The sequence below is a fragment of the uncultured Parabacteroides sp. genome (genome assembly GCF_902493135.1).
Taxonomy (GTDB): domain Bacteria; phylum Bacteroidota; class Bacteroidia; order Bacteroidales; family Tannerellaceae; genus Parabacteroides.
Genome location: NZ_CABUOD010000007.1, coordinates 32644 through 49653, shown reverse-complemented (window position 1 = coordinate 49653; position 17010 = coordinate 32644). Strand labels below are relative to the sequence as shown.

The window sequence follows — 17010 nt, the reverse complement described above, 5'->3', positions numbered from 1 at the left end:
GAGGGCATTTTTATCTATCACTCCTCTATCACTCGTCTATCACACAAACAAATGCTTCTATTGACATAAAGAAAGCTTTTCTTGAAAAACAAGTAGGGAAAAATGCAAACGGCAAGTGGAAACACTCATCGACACCCCCATGTCCGCATACCCTACACCCCCATGTAGCGGGTATGAACATCCGGATGCCTAATCGGGAACATCCGGGTGTTCATTTACTTATCTGCTCAACTCTGTGAACACCGGTATTCATTTGGAGCAAAACCGGTTATCTTCTTGAATATTAAACTGAAATGCTGAACATTCGGATACCCCAACCGACAGGCAATGGCAGCGGGCGTGCTGTCCGTTCTCAACAAAAGGTTCTTGGCGACAGATAACCGTTTTAGTTGGAAATACTCGGTAAGCGTCTTACCCGTCTCAAACTTCAACAGGTCATTAAAATAAGCGACGGACAAGTTCAGATTCCCAGCACAATAGGCATCAGTGGGCAACTTGCCGTCCTGTAGCTTACCGGAGGCGATATAGTCGTCGAGAATCTTATCCATTTTCCCCAGAATCACCTTGTTTTTGTTTTCACGGGTAATGAACTGCCGCTCGTAATAGCGCGTACAGTAATCCAGCAACAGTTCGATATGGCGGGACAGGATGGTACTGCTATGCGTGTCTATGGCATGATGAAGCTCATCTTCGATATTTTCAAGGCAACAGGTCACTTTCGCCGTTTCCCGTTGCGAAAGATGCAGTGCCTCTTCCTTGCGGTAGGAAAAGAAGGTATAATACTTGATATGATTTTTCAACGAAGTACGGAACAGCAAATCGGGATGGAACGCCAAAAGATACCCCTTGTCGGGAAGCGTATTGTTCTCGTTCATACCGAAAATTTCGCCGGGAGTGAGAAACACCATCGTTGCATTGGAATAGTCGTAATATTTACGCCCGCAACAATCGCACCCGTTTTCACAATCTTCAATCAGCAGGATGGCATAGAATTCGAACCTTACGGCATCCTGTTCCAGATTCGGATTCTCCAGATTGATGATACTTACCTGCGGATGGAGCGTCTCGCACCCCAAGCACCGATTGCATTCGCATACGGTCTTTATGTCCAACGTCTTTTCTTTCATCGCCTAAAAATTCACTCACAAACTGTTTTGTGCCCGAAATTCATTCGGCGTACACCCTACCCGCTTCTTGAACAAGCGGCAGAAATGCTGCGGATACTGGAATCCCAGCGAGTAGGCAATCCGGCTGACCGTTTCCTCCGCTGCGGAGGAGATACGTTCCTTGGCCAGTTCGATAACCTTCGTCTGAATATATTCCTGCGGTGTCTTTCCGGTTTCCTTCTTGAACATATCGCCAAAATAGTTGGACGAAAGACAGAGCTTGTCGGCAAAGTATTTCACCGTAGGCAGGCCGTTGCTCTCGGCGGCCGTCCCTTCGAAATACTCGTCCAGCAAGCTCTCGAAGCGTGTCAGCACATCGCTGTTCGCCTTGCTGCGGGTGATAAACTGGCGTTCGTAGAAACGCATGCAATAGTTAAGGAGCAATTCGATATGGTTCACCAGCAAAGTCTTGCTATGCTTGTCCACGCCATGTTCCAGCTCCATGCGTATAATCTTCAGGCAATCCATCACAATGCCCCTCTCCTCTTCCGAAAGATGCAACGCTTCGTTTACCTCATAAGAAAAGAACGTGTATTTCTTGATTGCCTTCCCCAGCGACGTCCCCCGCAGCAGGTCAGGATGAAAAAGAATCCCATAGACGTTCACCTGGACCTTATCTGTCGTCGGAGTCGTCTCCGCCGTCTGTCCGGGAGCAAAACAGACGATGGTGCCTTCCTGATAATCGTAAGTCCGACGCCCGTATCGGATGTCGCAGGCCTTTTCAAGTTTCAGGTATAATGCATAAACACCATAGTTGAACCGGATGAGGTCCACACCGCTGGTCGCTTTGTTCAGGTCGATCACGCTGATCAGCGGGTTCAGCGTTTCAAGGCCGTATAATTTGTTATACAGATCCACACTATCCAAATTGAGTATCTTATCCATAACCGCAAATATTTAACTTACCGAGCAATAACATATATCACCTACAATATTCCGGTTACAAAAATAAAAGATAATCCAGACATATTCATTACCCTAATTACGGATTACCTAACCATTGTTACTGTTTTTATAAGATAAAAGAGATGCATCTTGTTGCCGGATAATGATCCCCTCTGCCCACCGGGAAAATCCGCCGACCTTAATTCCCCCAATAAAAGGGTCCATAAACAAAAACAGCACTTCACAGTATCAACTGTAAAATGCTGTTTGTAACTTGTTGTCACTTGTGACCTGGGAGGGGCTCGAACCCTCGACCCAATGATTAAGAGTCATTTGCTCTACCAACTGAGCTACCAAGTCGATGTTTGTCGGTTTTGTTTTTGTTGAGTGACCTGGGAGGGGCTCGAACCCTCGACCCAATGATTAAGAGTCATTTGCTCTACCAACTGAGCTACCAAGTCATTCATGCTATCGTTGTTTCTCGATTGCGGGTGCAAAGATAGGAGTTTAATTTTTCTTTGCAAACTTTTCCCGCAGTTTTTTACATAAAAATTTACTCAAACTCAAAAATATCAGACGGTGTAGTCCGCTTCAGCGCATGCAGGGAGACATCCTTTCCTACCCGTACCCCCTCCTGGAACAGACGGAAATCAACTGTCTTAAAGGCAAGTTCGGGATGGTTATTGTCACGGCTCAGGTGGCACAACCAGATATCTTTCAGTTTGGGATCATAATGGGTGGCGAGGAATTCGGCAGCTTCACGGTTGCTCAAATGTCCGGTCGGACTGGCTACGCGTTCCTTCAGGAAAGCAGGGTACGTGCCGAACTGCAACATCTCCTCGTCATAATTGGCTTCTATGATCAGGTGGTTCGCCATGCTCATATATTTGCTTACCGTTTCGGTGATATGGCCGACATCCGTTGCCAACGTGAACTTATGATCGCCATATTCGATATAATAGCCGACATTGTCGGTACTGTCATGCGGGACCTCGAAAGCGGTAATGCGAAAATCGCGGATCATAAAAGGCACTTCCTTTTCGATCACTTTACGCGAAGCGACAAGCGTTTCCTCCACGTAGCGGCTTTTGTTGATCCCCCGGTGGACAGCCTCCGTCGTATAGACAGGAATACAGTGTTTCTCTCCCAGGCAACCTACGGTCTTGATATGATCGGCATGATCATGCGTAATCAGGACTGCAATAATTTTGGAGAAATCGATCGCTTTATCTTTCAACACCTTCTTTATGGTACGAATACCGATACCTGCATCAATCAACACGCCGAATTCGGGTGTTCCCAGATAATAGCAGTTTCCACTGCTTCCACTTGCTAAACTCAGAAATGATAGTTTCATTTTAATTTCCAATTCAGTCCTTAACAGGAATTACGGGCGAAACGTGTCGGGGATCGTCACCTCCCCGATCAGCGAACAGTTCATGTGATCCTTCACCTCCTCCGGCGTCAGGCCGTGGCCGAAAAGGAACATGAGCTTGGTGACGGCACTTTCGGTCGTACTGTCGAATCCGCTTATCACCCCCGCTTCCAACAATTTATGCCCTGTCTCATACCGGTGCATTTCCACGCTTCCGGCACTACACTGGGTTACATTCACAATCACAATTCCCCGGCTGACCGCATCTTTCAGCATCGTCAGGAACCAATCGTAGCACGGCGCGTTACCGCTCCCGAACGTCTCCATCACGACCCCCTTCAACCCCGGTATGTTCAGGATGCTTTCCACTACCTGGGGAGAAATCCCCGGAAAAAGTTTCAGCACCGCAATATTCCGGTCCAAGAGGTAATGCGGTTTCAAAGGCCTTCTCGAAACAGGGTGGTAAACCTGCTGCGTGTCATACTTTATGTAAATGCCGGCATGTGCCAGCGGCGGATAATTGTATGAACGGAAAGCATTGAAGTTGTCCGCATTGATCTTACTCGTACGGTTTCCCCTCAACAAGTCATTTTCGAAAAAGATACAAACCTCCGGCACAACCGGGATGCCGTTTTCCTTTGCCGCGGCAATCTCGATAGCGGTGATCAGGTTTTCTTTCCCGTCGGTCCGCAACATACCGATCGGCAATTGCGAACCGGTAAAGATGACCGGCTTGCTTAAATTCTCCAGCATAAAACTCAAAGCGGATGCCGTGAAAGACATCGTGTCCGTACCGTGAAGCACGACAAAGCCGTCGTACAGCTGGTAATTGTCGGCAATAATCCTCACGATCTTCATCCATGACTCCGGCCCCATCTCCGATGAATCCATGGCCGGATCGAACTGGATGGTCGAAACCGCATAGCCCAACTTCTTCAACTCCGGCATATTATCCTTCAAATGCTGGAAATTGAACGATTCCAACACTCCGGTTTCGGGGTTTTCGATCATACCGATCGTTCCGCCCGTATAGATGAGCAGGATCGAGGCTTTCTCACTTTGAGTGTTCATATTTGCTGTCATAAATCGCAAAGTTAATAAATTTATTCTTCCCCTTTTAATACAGGGACGCTTATATGATATTTTACCGCCACTATCCGTGAAACGAATATCCCGGTAGCAGCAATAAGCTGCGTCAGCGACGGCCCGATCCCCATCTGCAGGCAAGCATAATAAATCAAGCCTCCGAACACGCATGCCAGGGCATAAATGTCTTTCCGGAAAATCAGCGGCACCTCGTTGATCAGGATATCGCGGATCATACCGCCAAAAGCGCCCGTAATCGTTCCCATCACAATAGCCACCCACATCGGAAACCCGAATGCCAGCGCCTTCTCGATACCGACCACGCCGAACAGCCCCAGCCCGATAGCATCGAAAATGAAGAACGTATTGTTCAAACTGATCACATATTTCCGAAAGATGATAACGAAGAGCAATGCCAACGCCGATATGATGAGATAAGAAGCCTGTTCCATCCAGAAAGGAGTGGCATTGAGCAGGATATCGCGGATCGTACCGCCTCCCACCGCCGTAACCACACCGACGACATAAGCTCCGAACCAGTCAAATTGTTTAGCAGAAGCCAAACGGATACCGCTAATCGCAAAAGCGAATGTCCCGGTGTAATCGCAAAACGTAATGAAGTCTATCATTTTGATTTTTTCTGCAAAAATAAGTATTTCCTCGCAATGTTGCGGTTTTCTATCGAGACGACCTGATAATAATTTAAACCAAACGAATATCCGGCTGTTAATTATATATAAGTTTGCATTCAAAAAAGTGCTGATGATTATCTAATTAAGGAATAATGAAGAAATTTATATTAACCGGTCTCGTTTGTCTGCTTTCGTCTTCATGGATATGGGGACAAGAATACATACCTCAAATAAAATATCGTCATTACATAAGCGACACAACCCTATTCCAGCCCCGCCGACCCTGGAAAGCGGCGCTCGAAACATTCGGGCTCAATATGGTCGTCTGGAGCTTCGACCGGTATATCGTAAAAGAGGACTGGGCCTATATCAACGGACATACGATCAAAAGCAATTTCAAAAAAGGTCCGGTATGGGACACCGACCAGTTCACGACGAACCTGTTCTCCCATCCCTACCACGGTTCGCTCTATTTCAACGCAGCCCGCAGCAACGGGATGAACTTCTGGCAATCCGCCCCTTTTGCGGCCGGCGGCAGCCTGATGTGGGAGTTCTTTATGGAGAACGAACCGCCTTCGATCAACGACATGCTGGCGACGACGTTCGGAGGAATCGAACTGGGTGAAATCACCTACCGGCTGTCCGACCTGTTCATCGATAACCGCTCGTCGGGAGCCGAACGCGTGGGGCGCGAGGTGTTGGCGGGCGTCTTGTCGCCGGTCCGCGCCTTCAACCGCATCATTTCGGGGGAAGCCTGGCGGCACAGTTCTTCAAAAGGACGAACCTATTCTTCCGTCCCCGTCAACTTCATCGTCACGATGGGTCCCCGCTTCCTGGCAGAGCAGGAAGGTTCGAAACGAGGGACAACGAGTTTGAACATCAATCTCCGCATCAACTACGGGAATCCGATCAACGATGATTTTTATTCTCCCTACGAATGGTTCCGTTTCAACTTCGGAATGGATCTATTCTCAGCACAGCCCGTCGTCAGCCAGGTCAATGCCATCGGGGCCTTGTGGGGGAAAACTGTTTGGACGAAGGAAGCGCGTTCCCTTTCCGCCGGATTTTTCCAACATTTCGACTTCTATAACTCGGAACTCCGCAACGGGAGCGACCTCACCGTTCCTCCCTACCGCATCGCGGCACCGGCAGCAGCAGGAGCCGGCTTGATCTATTACAAGCAGGCCACACCGGGAGACAAAGCTGATATCTATGCCGAACTGTATGCAAACGGCGTAGCTTTAGGAGCCAGCCTGTCGGATTACATGCTGCTCGGCGAACGGGATTATAACTTAGGGAGCGGCTACAGCACCAAGGCCGGTGCGGGCATCATCTACAACAAACGATTGGCGTTCCTGCTCAACATGGAAAACTATCATATCTTTACCTGGAAAGGATACGATCCGGATATCGACTGGTCGCAGGCAGACCCCACCACCCTGAACATCCAAGGCGATGCCGGGAACGCACGCCTGACCATCTTCTCGATGAAACTGGCTTATCTATTGAAGGACAAGTGGAACATCACCCTGACGAACCGCTATTTCTCCCGACGGACAAACTACAGGTATTATCCCCGGGTGGACTATTCCACTTACGACCTGATGCTCGGACTGGGAATACGGATTTAGCTCTTCCGTTCCAGCTCGTTCAGGTTCTCCATCTTCTTGCGTTGCAGGAACTCGTAGATACCCTCAAGATGTTCCGTCACTTTCTTGTTTCCGAACTCGTAAACTTTGGTCACAAGGCCGTCCAGGAAGTCACGGTCATGGGAAACGACGATCAGCGTCCCGTCAAAATCCATCAAGGCTTGCTTCAGGATATCTTTCGTTTTCATGTCCAGATGGTTCGTCGGCTCGTCGAGGATCAGCAGGTTGACAGGCTCCAGCAGCAGCTTGATCATGGCCAGGCGGGTACGCTCGCCGCCGGAGAGCACTTTTACTTTTTTGGCAGAATTCTCGCCCCCGAACATGAAAGCACCCAGCAGGTCCTTGATCTTGTTGCGGATATCCCCTTTTGCGACATCGTCTATCGTCTGGAACACCGTCAGGTTTTCATCCAAAAGGGAAGCCTGGTTCTGCGCGAAATAACCGATCATCACGTTATGCCCGATCGTCAACGTGCCGTCATGCTCGATTTCTTTCATGATGCACTTAACCAACGTGGATTTGCCTTCCCCGTTCTTTCCGACGAAAGCGATCTTGTCACCCCGCTCGATCGTCAGATTGGCATTACGGAAAACGGTATGCTCCCCGTACGATTTCGACACATCCTCGATCGTCACCGGATAGGAACCCGAACGGGGCGAAGGCGGGAATTTCAGGCGCAGAGCGGAAGTATCTTCCTCGTCCACTTCCAGAATCTCCAGTTTTTCGAGCATCTTCACACGGCTCTGCACCTGCAAGGTCTTGGAATAAGTGCCTTTGAAACGTTCGATAAAATCTTTCGTCTCGGCAATGAACTTCTGTTGCTCGTCATATGCCTTCTGTTGCTGTTCGCGACGCTCCTTGCGCAGTTGAAGGTATTGGCTGTAATTGACCTTATAATCGTAGATGCGGCCCATCGTCACTTCGATCGTACGGGTCGTGATATGATCTACGAACGCGCGGTCGTGGCTGATCACGACTACTGCCTGCCCGTTGTCGATCAGGAAATCTTCCAACCACTGGATCGACTCGATATCGAGATGGTTGGTCGGCTCGTCCAACAAGAGCACATCCGGCTTCTTCAACAACAGTTTCGCCAATTCGATACGCATGCGCCAGCCACCGCTGAACTCGCTCGTCTGGCGGGTAAAGTCTTCGCGGGTAAAACCAAGCCCCAACAAGGTCTTCTCGATATCGGCGTCATAATTAATCTCTTCAATGGAATAGAACTTCTCGCTCAAAGTCGAAACACGCTCGATCAGCTCCATGTAGCTGTCCGACTCATAATCGGTGCGCGTCTCCAATTCCTTGTTGAGAGCGGCAATCTCCGCCTCCATCTCGTGCAGATGCGCAAAAGCCTGGGCTGTTTCTTCAAAAACGGTACGGCCGTCTTCCGTCATCAAATGCTGCGGAAGATATGCGACAACGGTATCTTTCGGTGCGGATACTTTCCCGCGAGTCGGTTCGCGCACACCCGCCAATATCTTCAACAAGGTGGATTTCCCTGCGCCGTTCTTTCCCATCAGGGCAATCCGGTCTTTCTCGTTAATGACAAAAGATATATCCGAAAATAATGCGCTACCGCCAAACTCTACTGTTAGTCCGTCTACTGAAATCATATAATATATATAATGTATTGCTTTTATAAAACGAGCGGCAAAGGTAATAAATAAATAGGAATGATAATAATCGTGCGTCATTCACCCTCAGACCACATTCAAAGGGCCGAGGATTTTTCCGCTTTCCGGGACATTAAATTCACAAAAAAACGACAATATCCCCCCTTAAACGCATATTTATCACAAATAGCTGATCCATAAAAACATACAAAATCAGCTGTTTGTTAAAAAATATTACCCCTGCGGGTAATTTGAACTAAATGGGGTAGAAAATCGAATTAGATGCGGTAGAGTTTCGTTTTGAGCCAATGTCGTTTTTGGGAAAATGACAATAAGCACCCATTTGATTCACCACTGTCCAATGATTTGACAAGGTTTTCTAATTATTGGAAGAGGTCAAGGAAAAGACAGAGATACGGCCGATTTGCCTTTGGACAGTTATATAAAATTCCGCCCAACAGGTACAGGATGGCAAACTAACCGACCGTGCTTTGCCATCCCGGCCGAAAGGGAAGGCTTACTTCACGACTTCCGGCCGTATCAAGCCGCCGCCGATCGAAACACGGTCCTTACCTGTCAGGGACATATCGATTATATAAGAATTCCGTTGGTTCACCTCCGTCCGGCTCTTATGGGCATGAAAAATGTAGCGGTATCTGCCCGCCCTATCCAGGAACGGTGCGCCGTGGCCGGTTCCGACAAGCTCTTCCACTTTATGCAGAAGCGGATTTTTCCCGCTTTTCTTCCACGGGCCGAGAGGGGAATCCGATGTTGCATAACCTACGGCATAATCCTGGCTTCTGAAGTCATTGGCGGAATAGAGCATATAATAAAGCCCGTCCCGCTTGACGACGGAAGGACCTTCGGCAACCTTCCCGAATACTAACTCCCACGGTTCGGCGGCCTCGACGCATTGCGTCAATGTTTCTTCCTTGATCTCTTTCAGATTATCTTTCAACTCGGCACACCAAATCACATTGCCGTTTGTAAAGCGGACAAAATAAAGATAGGCCTTCCCGTCCTCATCGAAAAAGACGGAGGTATCGATTCCTTTCTCTTCCCGGATCGGCTTCTTTTCATCCTGCACGAACGGGCCGAAAGGGGAATCGGCCGTGGCAACACAAACATGTTCCTCTACCGAATAGAACATATAAAATTTCTTATCCTTCTCCACATAGTAGACTTCCGGCGCCCAAAACCATTTATCCCCGTAAGAATCTTCCTTACTCAGTGCCAGGCGCGGAGAACGCTCCCACGATTTCAAGTCTTTAGAACTGTACACCTCGAAACCGTCCGCACGGGATGTTCCATAGGCATAATAGGTATCGTTATAAAACAGGATATAAGGATCAGCAATCGGCAACACATCCGAAACCGGCTCTTTCCCCAGGGCAGTCATACTTACCGAAACAACACACAACAGCATCAATAGCATTTTCTTTAACGTATTCGTCTTCATAATGTATCCGTTTATTATTTGATAATTGAGAATTTCACACGCATGCAAAGATAATCAATTATTTTCTTCCTCAATATATTTGTTTTGTATATAAAAATCCCTATCTTTGCACCCGCTAATACAAACAGCTTAAATTAATTATTCAAACATGGCAACAAAAATTAGATTGCAAAGACACGGTCGTAAAGGTTACGCCTTCTACCAAATCGTGATCGCAGACAGCAGGGCTCCACGTGATGGAAGATTTATTGAAAGGATAGGTTCTTATAATCCGAACACTAATCCTGCTACAGTAGATTTGAACTTCGAAAGAGCTTTGTATTGGTTACAGGTAGGTGCACAACCTACAGATACCACTCGTAACATCCTTTCCCGCGAAGGTGTTTGCTTGAAAAAACACTTATTGGAAGGTGTTAAGAAGGGTGCGTTCGACGAAGCTACCGCTGAAACTAAGTTTCAGGCTTGGTTGAAAAACAAACAGGCTTCTGTTCAGGCTGTAAAGGACAAAGATAGCGAAGCTGCAAAAGCTGCAGAAAAAGCTCGTCTGGAAGCAGAAAAAGAAGCAAACAAGGCAAAAGCAGAAATCGTAGCTAAAAAGAAAGCAGAATTGGCAGCCGCTGAAGCTGCTAAGCAGGCTGAAGAAGCAGCTGCCGCCGCTCCGGCAGAAGAAGCTCCTGCAGCAGAAAGCGCTGAATAAATTCGGGCTTTGCCAAATAAAGAGAGGACATCCCCACAAAGATGCCCTCTTTTTATTGTGTATCCCTCCTCCCAAGCATTTGCAAAAGCCCCCCAAAAAACGCCCGATCCTACAAGAGAACCAGGCGTTCCAAATTGCAACATTTCTAACGGGAATATATAAAGAATTTATTTCTTCAGTAAGAAATGATCTATCTGCTCTACAAACTGTTCTTTCGATAAAGCGCCCTGAGCAATCTGGGGTTTACCTGTCTTGGGAATGAACAGCAACGTCGGGATACTCTGTATGCCGAATGCCGAAGCCAGCTCTTTTTCATTATCTACATTTATCTTATAAATAACGATATCGTCCTTATACTGTGCAGCCAGTTCTTTCAGGATCGGAGATACTTTCTTGCAAGGACCGCACCAATCTGCATAAAAATCAATAATAGCCGGTTTGTTTCCTTCGTACACCCATTGAGTCTGATTCTTTTCGTAATTATATACTTTCGACAGGAAGTCCGCCTTGTTCAAAGCAATCACTTCCCCCTGTGCCGATGCCTTTTCCGTTTCATTTTTTTCCGGCTTTGCGGACATGGAACAACTAACCAAAACCAGTGCGACCGCAACCATCAATAGACTTTTCAAACTTCTCATATAAAACTTATTACTATTTTAATTATTACCACTTACAAAAATAACAATAAAAAGACACAAACGTTTGTTCTCTGTGGTTAAAAGAAAAAGATTAGAGTGAAAAGAAAAAATGCCCATCACCAAATTTGGTTATTCGAAAATAATCACTACCTTTGCACCGCAATCAAAAGAAACGGTTGCACAACATATTGGAGAGATGGCAGAGTGGTCGATTGCGGCGGTCTTGAAAACCGTTGAACCGAGAGGTTCCGGGGGTTCGAATCCCTCTTTCTCCGCTGAACTAACCGGACAAAAATGGTCAAAGAACGGATAAAAAGCTACAAATCGCTGATTTGTAGCTTTTTTATTGCCCGAAAATCCTGCTTCCAAACGATGCAAAGGAATGACAGGGTATCGGGAAAAAGGTCAGCACCTTTTCGGCAACGGATGCCTACCTTTTTTCCGATAGATAGGCATCCCTTTTCAATGCAAACCTGATTTGATTTCAAAACAACGGTGATTCGATTTCAAAATACCTATATTTGTGCATTGAAACTTAACAAACAACTTATATGGAACTATCAGCAAGCAAAACCCCACGTATTGAAGTAGTCGATGCACTAAGAGGATTTGCCGTCATGGCAATTATTTTAGTGCATAATCTGGAACATTTTATTTTTCCAGTCTATCCAACAGAACAACCGGAATGGCTGGCCGTCCTTAACGACGGAGTGTTTAACGTCATTTTCTCCCTGTTTGCAGGAAAAGCTTATGCCATTTTCGCCCTTCTGTTCGGGTTTACATTCTATATCCAATGTCATAACCAGGAAAAGAAAGGAAAAGACTTCGGCTACCGCTTCTTATGGCGACTGGTTCTGCTGCTTGGCTTCGCGACCCTGAACGCCGCTTTTTTCCCAGCCGGAGACGTACTGTTGTTATTTGCCGTAGTAGGCTTGGTTTTATTCTTAGTCCGCAAATGGAGTGACAAAGCGATCTTGATCACAGCTATTATATTATTAATCCAACCGATAGAATGGTATCACTACATCATGAGCCTGCTCAATCCGGCCCATGCTCTGCCGGATCTCGGCGTAGGCGCCATGTACGGCGAGGTCGCCGAATATACCAAAGCCGGGAATTTTCTGGACTTCATCTGGGGTAATATCACGTTAGGACAAAAAGCAAGTTTGTACTGGGCTATCGGAGCCGGACGTTTTCTGCAGACGGCAGGTTTATTCCTGTTGGGACTCTATATCGGCAGAAAAGAACTATTCGTTACAAGCGAAACACACCTGCGTTTTTGGGTAAAGGTTCTTATTATTGCAGCAATCTGTTTCGCTCCCTTGTATTCTTTAAAGGAACAGATCATGGCAGGCGACAATGCCCTGGTCAAGCAAACCGTAGGGACAGCTTTCGACATGTGGCAGAAATTTGCGTTTACATTCGTCCTCGTTGCCTCGTTTGTCATCCTGTACCAGAAGGAATGCTTCAGAAAAGCGGTTTCGGCTCTGCGTTTTTATGGCAAGATGAGTCTGACCAACTATATTACGCAATCGATCATGGGAGCGATTATCTATTTCCCGTTCGGGCTATATTTGGCTCCTTATTGCGGCTATACAATAAGTTTGCTGATCGGGTTCGCCCTTTTCCTGTTACAAGTTTCGTTCTGCAAATGGTGGCTGGCAAGCCACAAACAAGGTCCCTTGGAAAGCATCTGGCATAAATGGACTTGGATGTTCTCGAACAATCAATAAAAAACATGAGGCAGTGTCCAGGGAAACAAAAGAATCCTGACACTGCCTCATCCGATACATAAGCCTGATTTTATTTATTCAGAAGGGGCAAATAATCTCCATAACCTTCTTCTTTCATCTTTTCTTTCGGGACAAACCGCAGTGAAGCGCTGTTTATACAATACCGCAGACCTCCTTTATCGGCAGGACCATCCGAAAAGACATGGCCTAAATGAGCATCCCCCATCCGGCTGCGTACTTCCGTCCGGATCATTCCATGCGAAGTATCCGGCTTTTCGACAATCAGTTGCTTATCGATCGGTTTGGAAAAACTGGGCCAGCCACAGCCGGAATCAAACTTATCGGTGGATACGAAAAGCGGTTCGCCGGTCGTAATATCGACATAAATTCCTTCCCTATGCTCATTCCAGTACTCATTGCGGAATGCGGACTCCGTGGCATTTTTTTGCGTTACGGCATACTGTATGTCCGAAAGTTTATTCTTAAGAGCCACATCATCCGGCTTTGCATAAACAGGACGGGCATTTGCTTTCCGCGCCAATTCGAACAATTTCGGATGAATGTGGCAATAACCGCCTGCATTCTTATCCAAATAATCCTGATGGTAGTCTTCCGCAGCATAAAAATTAACGAGTGGCATCACCTCGATGGCGATCGGCTTCGCATAGTCCTTTGCCAGCTCCTTAATGGCGGCTTCGATCACCGGAACGTCTTCTTCATCGGTATAATAAATCCCCGTGCGATATTGCAAACCGCTATCTCCGCCCTGACGGTTGACACTGGTCGGATCTATCGTCTGAAAGTATAGATTCAACAATAGATCCAGACCGGCCGTTTGCGGATCATAAACGACTTTCACCGTTTCTACCGCTCCGGTATTCCCGGTACATACCTCTTTATAGGTAGGATTGGGAACTTGACTGTTGGCATAACCGACTTCCGTTTGTTCCACACCTCTGATCTGTTTCAGGAAATGTTCCGTACCCCAGAAACAACCGCCTGCCAGATATATCTCAGCCTTGTCTTTCATCTTCATATTTTCTTGTTTCATTAAATCAAACTCTTTCCTGTTCCCGGCGTTGCCAGCCACACTGACACATGCCAATAACAGTACAATAATAGCAATATTTCTCATAGCCTATCTATTTCTCTAATAACAAATCGGAAATATTTTTTGTTGTTATAGAAAAATAAAGTCATAACATACAAATGGAAAATAAAGATTATCAAAAACGTGTGGCTGCCATACATGATTTGTCCGGATTCGGAAAATGCTCTCTAACTGTTGCTTTGCCTATCCTTTCCGCCGCCGGAATAGAAGCGTGCGCCATGCCGACCGCCATATTATCGACTCACACAGGAGGAATCAGCGGATACACTTACCGCGACCTGACAAGCGACATGCGGGCTTTTATGCAGCACTGGAAATCGCTCGACATACAATTCGACGCGACCTACAGCGGTTTCTTAGGCTCGTTCGAACAACTGGATCTCGTCAAGGAGTTCTTCGAACTATTCAGATCCAAAAACAACCTGATCCTGGTAGATCCGGTAATGGCGGACAATGGCGAACTATACCGCATATTCCAGCCTGAATTTGCCGCAGGCATGCGATCCTTATGCAAAAAGGCGGACATCATCGTCCCTAACCTGACCGAAGCAGCCTTATTATTGGAAGAAAGTTACCATCCCGGTCCCTATACGCAGGCATACATTGAGAAAATCTTAAAAAAACTTAGCAAGCTCGGACCGGAAAAGATCGTACTGACCGGTGTGTACTTTGAAGAAAAGAAATTGGGAGCGGCGACCTATGACAAAAGAAATGATTCGGCAGACTACCTGTTTACCGAAAGGATACCAGGAAGTTACCACGGGACAGGCGATGTTTTTGCAAGCGCCCTGTTATCCGGCCTGCTGAATGACTTCAGCTTGAACGAATCAGCACAGATAGCCGTGAACTTCACAGCCGACAGCATACGCCGGACATATAATGCAAAAACAGATTACCGTTTTGGTGTTAATTTTGAACAATGTATCCCCGACTTTCTAAAAGAACTCAAACTGATATAGTTATTTCAATTTTATTTTCCATCTTTGTAAAAATAATAAGACAAGAATATATGAGTAAAACTAAAATAGCAATTTCCGGTATAGGAGCTGTAGGCGGTTACTACGGAGGATTATTAGCCGCCCGTTACAAAGACTCCGATAAGGTCGACATCTATTTCATCTCCCGGGGAGAAAACCTGAAAGAAATACGGGAGAACGGCATAGAAGTCAGAAATACATTCCTGACGATCAAAGCAAAACCAACCCTCACAACCGACAATCCTGCCGAAATAGGACCGGTCGATTACCTGTTTTGTTGTACCAAAAGCTACGACTTGGAGGAGAATATAGCCCAACTGGCTCCGGTGATCGGCCCGAATACGGTTATCATTCCCCTGCTGAACGGGGCGGATATAGCGGAACGCATACAAAAGCTATTACCGGACAACGAGGTTTGGAAAGGATGCGTTTACATCGGTTCCCGCCTGGTCAGACCGGGAAAAGTGGAAAAGTTCACCATAAAGGACCGGATGTTCTTCGGTAGCAAGGACGCCCAAACGAGTACGGGCGGTTCACGAACCGTTCCGACAAAACGACAGAAAGAATTGCAGGATATATTGGCGAACGCCCGCATCCTTACCACAATACCGGCCGATATCGACGTGGAAATCTGGAAGAAGTTCTTCATGATCTCGACTGCCGCCACTATCACCTCTTATTTCAACGAACCGATCAGTGAAGTGATAAACAACCATATCGACCTGTACATCACCTTAGGTTATGAACTCAAAAGCGTGGCAGTAGCCAAAGGCATTCCCCTGCCGGACGACCAGGTATTCTCCGCCATCGACGCTCAGAAGATCATGCCGAACAACTCGACCACCTCCATGCACAGTGATTTCCTAAAAGGCAACCGCACGGAAGTGGAAACATTGACGGGCTATGTCATACGAACTGCCCAGGAATTAGGCATCGAAGTTCCGACCTATCAGTTCATGTACAAAGGGTTGACCGAATTTCCCTATCCGGTGGCGGATTAATTTCCCAATAAGGGAAAGAGAGCATGTCGAAACCTAATGGTTTCCCGGCAAGCTCTCTTCTCTTATTCTTACTCTGTCCAGACAAACAAATCTAATTATTAATAGTATATGAAAAACAAATTTTACCTCTATTTTATCCTGTGCTTTCTATTCAACGTTGCAGGATATTCACAGAGTACGGTTTTCGAATCGCTCTCTTTCGAAAGTAACAAATTAGGCAGGAAAGTTTCCTACTCCATCTACCTGCCTTCCGACTACAACACCTCGAAGAGGAATTATCCGGTCCTCTACCTCTTGCATGGTTATACGGACAATGAGACCAACTGGATTCAGATGGGGCAAATGAAAACGATTGCCGACCGTGCCATCGCAAACGAGGAAGCCGCACCGATGATCATCGTCATGCCGGACGCATGGGACACTTGGTATATCAACCAATACGACGGAAAAGCGCCCTATGAAGACATGTTTTTCGAAGAGCTTATCCCCTATATGGAAAAAACATACCGGATTCGCAGTAATAAAGAAAGCCGGGCGATTGCCGGGCTGTCGATGGGTGGCTACGGATCATTCCTGTACAGCTTGCATCATCCGGATATGTTCTGCGCATGCGCCCCATTGAGTGCCGCCGTTTTCGACGACGCGGTCATGGAAGCACGAAAAAACAAATCGCATAAGGATTTATTCAACCGCCTGTTCGGACCGGGAGACGAACACTGGAGGCAGAACAATGTTTTGAAGCTCCTTTCCGACTGGGACCAAAACGACTTGCCCAAAATCCGTTATTACATTGATTGCGGTGATGACGACGGCCTGCTGGACGGAAACATGCAGGTGCACCAGATCATGAGGCAGAAAGGGATCAGGCACGAATTCAGGGTGCGCGACGGCGGCCATAGCTGGACCTATTGGCGGACGGCTTTGCCGGAAGTCCTGAAGTTTGTCAGCCAGACTTTTTGCCGAAGTTGACAAAACCGTAATATTG

Annotated in this window: 15 protein-coding genes and 3 tRNA genes; 7 read left to right on the top strand and 11 right to left on the bottom strand. The window is 46.9% G+C overall.

The annotated features are described in order from the left end of the window. Positions 1 to 227: 227 nt before the first annotated feature. The 7 genes from RDN79_RS04850 to RDN79_RS04820 form a co-directional block, all read right to left on the bottom strand. Positions 228 to 1127, bottom strand: a complete 900-nt coding sequence (locus RDN79_RS04850; protein WP_298547343.1) for an AraC family transcriptional regulator — start codon at positions 1125 to 1127, stop codon at positions 228 to 230. A gap of 15 nt (positions 1128 to 1142) precedes the next feature. Continuing rightward, positions 1143 to 2051: an AraC family transcriptional regulator gene (locus tag RDN79_RS04845; RefSeq protein WP_298547346.1), complete on the bottom strand. Its 909-nt coding sequence runs from the start codon at positions 2049 to 2051 to the stop codon at positions 1143 to 1145. Between the two features lie 287 nt (positions 2052 to 2338). Continuing rightward, positions 2339 to 2411: transfer RNA gene (locus tag RDN79_RS04840), tRNA-Lys, on the bottom strand. A gap of 28 nt (positions 2412 to 2439) precedes the next feature. After that, positions 2440 to 2512, bottom strand: a tRNA-Lys gene (locus tag RDN79_RS04835). 92 nt (positions 2513 to 2604) lie between these two features. Then, entirely contained in the window at positions 2605 to 3408 is an 804-nt protein-coding gene (locus tag RDN79_RS04830; protein WP_298547348.1) for an MBL fold metallo-hydrolase, read from the bottom strand. Positions 3409 to 3438: 30 nt separating this feature from the next. Continuing rightward, the gene (locus tag RDN79_RS04825) at positions 3439 to 4509 is read right to left on the bottom strand and encodes an asparaginase (protein ID WP_298547350.1); all 1071 of its coding nucleotides are present in this window, start codon (positions 4507 to 4509) and stop codon (positions 3439 to 3441) included. 20 nt (positions 4510 to 4529) lie between these two features. Then, positions 4530 to 5141: a trimeric intracellular cation channel family protein gene (locus RDN79_RS04820; RefSeq protein WP_298547352.1), complete on the bottom strand. Its 612-nt coding sequence runs from the start codon at positions 5139 to 5141 to the stop codon at positions 4530 to 4532. Positions 5142 to 5296: 155 nt separating this feature from the next. Here RDN79_RS04820 and RDN79_RS04815 point away from each other — a divergent pair, with 155 nt between their 5' ends. After that, entirely contained in the window at positions 5297 to 6775 is a 1479-nt protein-coding gene (locus RDN79_RS04815; protein WP_298547354.1) for a DUF3943 domain-containing protein, read from the top strand. Here RDN79_RS04815 and RDN79_RS04810 read toward each other — a convergent pair. Together RDN79_RS04810 and RDN79_RS04805 are read right to left on the bottom strand one after the other, a co-directional pair. Continuing rightward, positions 6772 to 8409, bottom strand: a complete 1638-nt coding sequence (locus RDN79_RS04810) for an ABC-F family ATP-binding cassette domain-containing protein (RefSeq protein WP_298547356.1) — start codon at positions 8407 to 8409, stop codon at positions 6772 to 6774. The genes RDN79_RS04815 and RDN79_RS04810 overlap by 4 nt on opposite strands. Before the next feature lie 517 nt (positions 8410 to 8926). Further along, on the bottom strand, positions 8927 to 9868 hold the full coding sequence (locus RDN79_RS04805; RefSeq protein WP_298547358.1) for a glycoside hydrolase family 43 protein: 942 nt from the start codon (positions 9866 to 9868) through the stop codon (positions 8927 to 8929). Between the two features lie 148 nt (positions 9869 to 10016). Here RDN79_RS04805 and RDN79_RS04800 point away from each other — a divergent pair, with 148 nt between their 5' ends. Next, a complete protein-coding gene (locus tag RDN79_RS04800) occupies positions 10017 to 10565 on the top strand; it encodes a 30S ribosomal protein S16 (protein ID WP_278932926.1) in 549 nt (182 codons plus the stop codon). 167 nt (positions 10566 to 10732) lie between these two features. Here the strand turns inward: RDN79_RS04800 and trxA are convergent, their stop codons facing one another. Next, positions 10733 to 11203 (bottom strand): thioredoxin, encoded by a 471-nt coding sequence (gene trxA / locus RDN79_RS04795; RefSeq protein ID WP_298547364.1) that lies wholly within the window; start codon positions 11201 to 11203, stop codon positions 10733 to 10735. Positions 11204 to 11393: 190 nt separating this feature from the next. Here trxA and RDN79_RS04790 point away from each other — a divergent pair. Both RDN79_RS04790 and RDN79_RS04785 read left to right on the top strand, forming a co-directional pair. Then, positions 11394 to 11478: transfer RNA gene (locus tag RDN79_RS04790), tRNA-Ser, on the top strand. A 276-nt stretch (positions 11479 to 11754) separates the two neighbouring features. Further along, positions 11755 to 12936, top strand: a complete 1182-nt coding sequence (locus RDN79_RS04785; RefSeq protein WP_298547367.1) for a DUF418 domain-containing protein — start codon at positions 11755 to 11757, stop codon at positions 12934 to 12936. 70 nt (positions 12937 to 13006) lie between these two features. Here RDN79_RS04785 and msrB read toward each other — a convergent pair whose 3' ends face one another. Continuing rightward, a complete protein-coding gene (gene msrB, locus RDN79_RS04780) occupies positions 13007 to 14071 on the bottom strand; it encodes a peptide-methionine (R)-S-oxide reductase MsrB (protein ID WP_298547369.1) in 1065 nt (354 codons plus the stop codon). 74 nt (positions 14072 to 14145) lie between these two features. On the opposite strand from msrB, the gene RDN79_RS04775 reads away from it, so the two are divergent. From RDN79_RS04775 to RDN79_RS04765, 3 genes are all read left to right on the top strand, one after another. Next, a complete protein-coding gene (locus tag RDN79_RS04775) occupies positions 14146 to 15006 on the top strand; it encodes a pyridoxamine kinase (protein WP_298547371.1) in 861 nt (286 codons plus the stop codon). A gap of 50 nt (positions 15007 to 15056) precedes the next feature. Continuing rightward, positions 15057 to 16025: a ketopantoate reductase family protein gene (locus tag RDN79_RS04770; protein WP_298547373.1), complete on the top strand. Its 969-nt coding sequence runs from the start codon at positions 15057 to 15059 to the stop codon at positions 16023 to 16025. A gap of 108 nt (positions 16026 to 16133) precedes the next feature. Continuing rightward, entirely contained in the window at positions 16134 to 16994 is an 861-nt protein-coding gene (locus tag RDN79_RS04765) for an esterase family protein (RefSeq protein WP_298547375.1), read from the top strand. Positions 16995 to 17010: the final 16 nt, after the last annotated feature.